The sequence below is a fragment of the Streptomyces sp. NPDC007088 genome (assembly GCF_042869355.1).
Lineage (GTDB): Bacteria > Actinomycetota > Actinomycetes > Streptomycetales > Streptomycetaceae > Streptomyces.
The window spans coordinates 1-2495 of sequence record NZ_JBIAFO010000046.1; the positions used below are offsets into that span (position 1 = coordinate 1).

1 rRNA gene is annotated in these 2495 nt (G+C 56.6%); it reads left to right on the forward strand.

Annotation, left to right across the window (positions count from 1 at the left end):
- A 23S ribosomal RNA gene (locus ACFYMP_RS32145) occupies window positions 1-2473 on the forward strand; the annotation flags it as partial.
- Window positions 2474-2495: the final 22 nt, after the last annotated feature.

Consider the following 2495-nt stretch of genomic DNA (forward strand, 5'->3'; position numbering starts at 1 on the left):
TCTCGTGACTGCGTGCCTTTTGAAGAATGAGCCTGCGAGTTTGCGGTGTGTTGCGAGGTTAACCCGTGTGGGGAAGCCGTAGCGAAAGCGAGTCCGAATAGGGCGGTTTAGTAGCGCGCTCAAGACCCGAAGCGGAGTGATCTAGCCATGGGCAGGTTGAAGCGGCTGTAAGAGGTCGTGGAGGACCGAACCCACCAGGGTTGAAAACCTGGGGGATGACCTGTGGTTAGGGGTGAAAGGCCAATCAAACTCCGTGATAGCTGGTTCTCCCCGAAATGCATTTAGGTGCAGCGTCGTGTGTTTCTTGCCGGAGGTAGAGCACTGGATAGGCGATGGGCCCTACCGGGTTACTGACCTTAGCCAAACTCCGAATGCCGGTAAGTGAGAGCGCGGCAGTGAGACTGTGGGGGATAAGCTCCATGGTCGAGAGGGAAACAGCCCAGAGCATCGACTAAGGCCCCTAAGCGTACGCTAAGTGGGAAAGGATGTGGAGTCGCAGAGACAACCAGGAGGTTGGCTTAGAAGCAGCCACCCTTGAAAGAGTGCGTAATAGCTCACTGGTCTAGTGATTCCGCGCCGACAATGTAGCGGGGCTCAAGCGTACCGCCGAAGTCGTGTCATTGCAGTACATACCCCCAACGGGGACTGTGATGGGTAGGGGAGCGTCGTGTGCCGGGTGAAGCTGCCGCGTAAGCGAGTGGTGGACGGTTCACGAGTGAGAATGCAGGCATGAGTAGCGATACACACGTGAGAAACGTGTGCGCCGATTGACTAAGGGTTCCTGGGTCAAGCTGATCTGCCCAGGGTAAGTCGGGACCTAAGGCGAGGCCGACAGGCGTAGTCGATGGATAACCGGTTGATATTCCGGTACCCGCTGTACAGCGTCAAACATTGAATCCAGTGATGCTAAGCCCGTGAAGCCGTTCCGGACCCTTCGGGGAATGGAAAGTGGTGGAGCCGGTGGCCCGAGCTGGTAGTAGGTGAGTGATGGGGTGACGCAGGAAGGTAGTCCATCCCGGGCGGTGGTTGTCCCGGGGTAAGGGTGTAGGCCGTGTGGTAGGTAAATCCGTCGCACATAAGGCTGAGACCTGATGCCGAGCCGATTGTGGTGAAGTGGATGATCCTATGCTGTCGAGAAAAGCCTCTAGCGAGTTGTATGGCGGCCCGTACCCTAAACCGACTCAGGTGGTCAGGTAGAGAATACCGAGGCGTTCGGGTGAACTATGGTTAAGGAACTCGGCAAAATGCCCCCGTAACTTCGGGAGAAGGGGGGCCATTTCTGGTGATCCGATTTACTCGGTGAGCTGGGGGTGGCCGCAGAGACCAGCGAGAAGCGACTGTTTACTAAAAACACAGGTCCGTGCGAAGCCGTAAGGCGATGTATACGGACTGACGCCTGCCCGGTGCTGGAACGTTAAGGGGACCGGTTAGTCACATTTCGGTGTGGCGAAGCTGAGAACTTAAGCGCCAGTAAACGGCGGTGGTAACTATAACCATCCTAAGGTAGCGAAATTCCTTGTCGGGTAAGTTCCGACCTGCACGAATGGCGTAACGACTTCTCGACTGTCTCAACCATAGGCCCGGTGAAATTGCACTACGAGTAAAGATGCTCGTTTCGCGCAGCAGGACGGAAAGACCCCGGGACCTTTACTACAGTTTGATATTGGTGTTCGGTTCGGCTTGTGTAGGATAGGTGGGAGACTGTGAAGCGGCCACGCCAGTGGTTGTGGAGTCGTCGTTGAAATACCACTCTGGTCGTGCTGGATGTCTAACCTGGGTCCGTGATCCGGATCAGGGACAGTGTCTGATGGGTAGTTTAACTGGGGCGGTTGCCTCCTAAAGAGTAACGGAGGCGCCCAAAGGTTCCCTCAGCCTGGTTGGTAATCAGGTGTTGAGTGTAAGTGCACAAGGGAGCTTGACTGTGAGACCGACGGGTCGAGCAGGGACGAAAGTCGGGACTAGTGATCCGGCGGTGGCTTGTGGAAGCGCCGTCGCTCAACGGATAAAAGGTACCCCGGGGATAACAGGCTGATCTTCCCCAAGAGTCCATATCGACGGGATGGTTTGGCACCTCGATGTCGGCTCGTCGCATCCTGGGGCTGGAGTCGGTCCCAAGGGTTGGGCTGTTCGCCCATTAAAGCGGTACGCGAGCTGGGTTTAGAACGTCGTGAGACAGTTCGGTCCCTATCCGCTGTGCGCGTTGGAACATTGAGAAGGGCTGTCCCTAGTACGAGAGGACCGGGACGGACGAACCTCTGGTGTGCCAGTTGTTCTGCCAAGGGCATGGCTGGTTGGCTACGTTCGGGAGGGATAACCGCTGAAAGCATCTAAGCGGGAAGCCTGCTTCGAGATGAGTGTTCCCACCTCCTTGAGAGGGTAAGGCTCCCAGTAGACGACTGGGTTGATAGGCCGGATATGGAAGCCCTGTGAGGGGTGGAGTTGACCGGTACTAATAGGCCGAGGGCTTGTCCTCAGTTGCTCGCGTCCACTGTGTT